The sequence below is a fragment of the Hydrocoleum sp. CS-953 genome (assembly GCF_002260545.1).
In the GTDB taxonomy this organism is placed as follows: Bacteria; Cyanobacteriota; Cyanobacteriia; order Cyanobacteriales; family Microcoleaceae; genus Trichodesmium.
In genome coordinates this window covers 1-4,665 of record NZ_LGSU01000791.1, presented here as the reverse complement: position 1 = coordinate 4,665, position 4,665 = coordinate 1, and the positions used below count along the sequence as shown (strand labels likewise).

General features: G+C 37.3%; 2 protein-coding genes and 2 pseudogenes. All 4 read right to left on the bottom strand.

The window, feature by feature from the left end; all coding sequences use genetic code 11:
* Positions 1–208 precede the first annotated feature (208 nt).
* A complete protein-coding gene (locus AFK68_RS09840; RefSeq protein WP_094672552.1) occupies positions 209–580 on the bottom strand; it encodes a cyclic nucleotide-binding domain-containing protein in 372 nt (123 codons plus the stop codon).
* Positions 581–586: 6 nt separating this feature from the next.
* Positions 587–683 (bottom strand): annotated as a pseudogene (locus AFK68_RS41415) (cyclic nucleotide-binding protein); the annotation flags it as partial.
* 260 nt (positions 684–943) lie between these two features.
* Positions 944–2,064, bottom strand: a pseudogene (locus AFK68_RS09830) (RNA-guided endonuclease InsQ/TnpB family protein).
* Positions 2,065–3,017: 953 nt separating this feature from the next.
* The coding region (locus AFK68_RS09820; protein ID WP_143437743.1) for an alpha-D-glucose phosphate-specific phosphoglucomutase at positions 3,018–4,449 on the bottom strand (1,432 nt) is incomplete at its 3' end.
* Positions 4,450–4,665: the final 216 nt, after the last annotated feature.

The following is a 4,665-nucleotide window of genomic DNA, read 5'->3' as shown; positions in this document are numbered from 1 at the left end:
CAGCATAAATAATAAAATCACTAACTAAATATATCTGTTTTCATTTTATTTTTTTTGTAATCTAAGTTATTTCCCAACAACTCTAATACCTTTACAGTCTTATTTCGTATTGGGAAGTAGTGTCAGTGCAGTAGTAGACTGATACTACTAAAATAGTGAAATAGTAGGGGCAATTTGTGAATTGCCCGTACAGATCGGGTTAGAACAACTAGAGAGAACGCTTTAAGCGACGCAGGCGATCGGAATAACTCCTAACTACATAAAGAGCAAACATAGGTGTTTCCTGAACTACAAATAAAAACCGTTCTTGGTCAAGATAAGCTAATTTACATTCTGTTTTAGCAATAGCAGTAGAAGCGCGAGTATGTTCTTCATGTACTAAAGCTCCCTCTCCAAAAACATCACCTGTTTTGATTGTTTCAACAACTTGACCATTAACAAATAATTCAACCACCCCTTCAATAATTCCATACATTACATCACCTTTTTTTCCATCTTCAAAAATTACATCACCTGGATAAAAAGTTTGATTTCCTGGTTGTTTCTGAAATAACTCTACAGTTTTTGCTGGTTCTAACATAACTANCTAAAGCTCCCTCTCCAAAAACATCACCTGTTTTGATTGTTTCAACAACTTGACCATTAACAAATAATTCAACCACCCCTTCAATAATTCCATACATTACATCACCTTTTTTTCCATCTTCAAAAATTACATCACCTGGATAAAAAGTTTGATTTCCTGGTTGTTTCTGAAATAACTCTACAGTTTTTGCTGGTTCTAACATAACTATGTAACTCCTATATCAATTTAATTAAGTAGTTGTCCGTTTAAGAATTTCCTAGTTGAGATACGGAACAGTGAAGACTTAACAATGAATAATGAATAATATACCTGCTTCATAAAACCGATATAAAGCGTCATAATGTGACATTTTACTGTTTACTTCCTGCTTCTACCGGAACTGTCGGCAGCACTCCGTCCACAGGCATTCACGGTCAAGCCGACCGCATTTCTTAAATTTATACTGGCGTTTAAATCTCTATCTATTGACAAGCCACATTCTGGGCAATCATAAGTTCTTACATTTAAGGGCATATCCTGAACATGACCACAGTTAGAACAAGTCTTTGATGATGGAAAAAATCTGTCAACTACTACTAACTCCGAACCGTACCATTCGCACTTATATCCAAGCTGTCTTCTAAACTCATAAAATCACTATCTGCTATCTGATTTAGCCAGCTTATGATTGCGGAGCATTCCGCGAACATTCAAATCTTCGCTTGAGCAACAACGCTGTGGTTTTTAGCTAGATATGTTGTCAATTTATGAAGTGCATCTTTGCGGATAGAGGCCACTCGTCTATGGAGCCTCCCTATCTTTAGTTGCGCTCTTTTCCAGTTAGCAGAGCCAACCTTTTTCTGACGATGTAGGTATTGCAGCCGAGATAACTTAGCTTCAAATCTCTGATACGATTTTACACTTTTAAATACTTTTCCATCACTTAATGTAGCTAAGGTTTTCACACCTAAATCTACACCTACTACATCAGTTTTTTTGGCCGTAGTTATGCCATTAAATTCATAGCTACAACTGAGATACCAATCACCTGCCTGTCTACTAATAGTTATTTTTTTAGTTGTTGCCTCAATCGGTTCATAAGTTTTGACAATACCAAGAAAAGGTAATTTGTGACTCCATCCGTTTAGTTCTATTGGTTTTCCACAATTATCAATTGTGAAAGAATCAGACTTACCTTTCTTCTTAAACTTTGGATGTTTACCCAACCCTTGAAAAAACCTCTTAAATGCTTCACCCAAGTTTATAAAAGCATATTGATAGACCCTAGAAGACAAGTTTTTCATCCAAGGATAAAGAGGTTTTGTGTGGTTAGTAAAAACTTCTCTGAGCTTACGGGTATTAGGCTTATAACCATCCTTGTAAGCTGCATTCCACAAACCTAACCCCCAGTTATAACACCATCTGCTATAACCTGCATGTTGAGCCATCATGGCTTTCTGTTTGTTATTCAGTTTGAGCTTTGTTCTGATGGATTTCATCTATGCACGAGTGCAATCAGTGTAATAGTATGCAATAATAACGTATTATATCGTTATTCTTTGATTAAGTCAATGCTCTCCAGAAAAGAGGGAGTAGCGAGCAGGGAGCAGGGGGAAATAATTGGCAATTTCTATGGGATAATTGATTTTATTTTTGATTATTGGAGATGTCTAATCAAAACTATCTCTAATTAGGGCTTGCTGATTAATTCTCGCACCCATTGAAATATAAAGATAATAGTCTTTTTTCTGTTGATAAAAGTATCAATTTTTCAGCTCTTTATGCACGGTTCCCGAAAAATCAAAAAGTTAGGATAAAAGGCTGACAAGCACAGAAAAATCAAGGTTAAATTACTCCTCCTACTTTATCTGTCTCCCCACCCTCCCCACACTCTGCTTTTTTCAGCAAACCCTAATAGGACTTACGCAAAGAAACCCGGTTTCTACGATAAATTGTTGTTTTGAACAATAGATGTCTACAACAAACCGGGTTTCTGGGTTCCCATGGCTTTAGTCCTACCTAATTATCAATTATCCATTAAATTAGGTTATTACAGTTGGTTTTTCCCTACCTGTAAGATTCTTAATTTGAGCAATTTCATCTGCTAAACTAATCAGAGAAGATAAAGCTTCCTGAGTATCTTGGTCTTGTTTGCTAGTATCTGGTTCATAACTTTCAACATACAAACGTAGAGTTGCTCCCTGAGTTCCTGTGCCTGAAAGTCGGAACACAATGCGAGAACCATCAGTAAAACCAATACGAATACCCTGTTTCTGACTCACGCTACCATCTATTGGGTCTGTGTAGCTAAAATCATCAGCATATTTTACCTCATATTGACCATATTGCTTTCCTGGCAAAGAAGGTAGTAGGGAACGTAAATTATCCATCAAGGTATTAGCTTTATCACTTTCTACTCCTTCGTAGTCATGGCGAGAATAATAATTGCGANCAGTAAAACCAATACGAATACCCTGTTTCTGACTCACGCTACCATCTATTGGGTCTGTGTAGCTAAAATCATCAGCATATTTTACCTCATATTGACCATATTGCTTTCCTGGCAAAGAAGGTAGTAGGGAACGTAAATTATCCATCAAGGTATTAGCTTTATCACTTTCTACTCCTTCGTAGTCATGGCGAGAATAATAATTGCGACCGTAAGTTTTCCAGTGTTCCTTAACAATATCTTCCACTGACTCTTGCCGTACTGCCAAAATATTCAACCAGAAAAATACTGCCCAAAGTCCGTCTTTTTCGCGTATATGATTAGAACCAGTACCAAAGCTTTCCTCACCACAAAGAGTAGCTTTGTCTGCATCTAATAAATTACCAAAAAATTTCCAACCAGTGGGAGTTTCATAACAGTTAATACCCATTTTCTCTGCTACTCGATCTGGTGCTTCAGAAGTTGGCATGGAACGAGCAATACCAGCTAAACCAGAACTATATCCAGGAACTAATTTAGCATTAGCAGCCAATATTGCCAAACTATCGCTAGGAGTAACAAAGAAATTTTTCCCTAATACCATGTTGCGATCGCCATCCCCATCAGAAGCAGCACCAAAGTCAGGAGCATTATCTCCGAACATGATTTCTACTAAGTCGTGAGCATAGACTAAATTAGGGTCAGGATGTCCACCACCAAAATCTTCCAGAGGTATACCATTTTGTACTGTACCTGCGGGAGCGCCTAACCGTTGCTCAAAAATATCTTTAGCATAAGGTCCAGTTACAGCGTGTAATGAGTCCATACACATCCGAAACTTACCAGACTTTAACAGTTCTGAGATTTTGCCAAAATCAAACAAAGATTCCATCAACTCAGCGTAGTCTGCTACAGAGTCAATAACTTCTACAGTCATTTCCCCTAATTTCTGACTACCCAGTTGGTCTAAATTAATATCTGTAGCTTCGATAATTTTGTAGCTATCTATAACTTTAGTACGTTCGTAGATGGCACTTGTCACTTTTTCGGGAGCAGGGCCACCATTACCAATATTGTACTTAACACCAAAGTCCTCTTCTGGTCCACCAGGGTTGTGACTAGCGGAAAGGATTATACCACCAAAGGCTTGATTTTTGCGGATAATGCAGGAAGCAGCGGGGGTAGAAAGAATGCCTCCTTGACCCACTAACATTCTACCTACTCCATTAGCGGCGGCCATTTTCAGAATTATTTGAATTGCCTGACGGTTGTAATAGCGACCATCACCTCCAAGCACAAATGTTTGACCGGAAAAATTTTCTAGACTATCAAAAATAGACTGAATAAAATTTTCTAGGTAGTGGGGTTGTTTAAAAGTTGGCACTTTTTTGCGGAGTCCGGAAGTACCTGGTTTTTGGTCGCTAAATGGTTTAGTTACAACTGTTTGTACATTCATAGGGTTTATACCAATTGTCATTTCAGTTATCAGTTTTGATTAATTTAAACTTTTAACTTTTGATTTTTGATTTACTTTTCCCAAAAGTATATTGTTTCTGTTCTAACTTTTACAATAAATATGGCACTTTAGAAAAATTAATTTTTTGCTGTTGAGTAAATGTGCTTCTAGTTAAGATTAGGTTAATAAAATTTGGGTTGCCGATCTGAGGTATGA

What these genes read in the sequence shown, in the direction of transcription:
- AFK68_RS09840 (WP_094672552.1), bottom strand. Translation starts at nt 580, where the DNA reads ATGTTAGAACCAGCAAAAACTGTAGAGTTATTTCAGAAACAACCAGGA.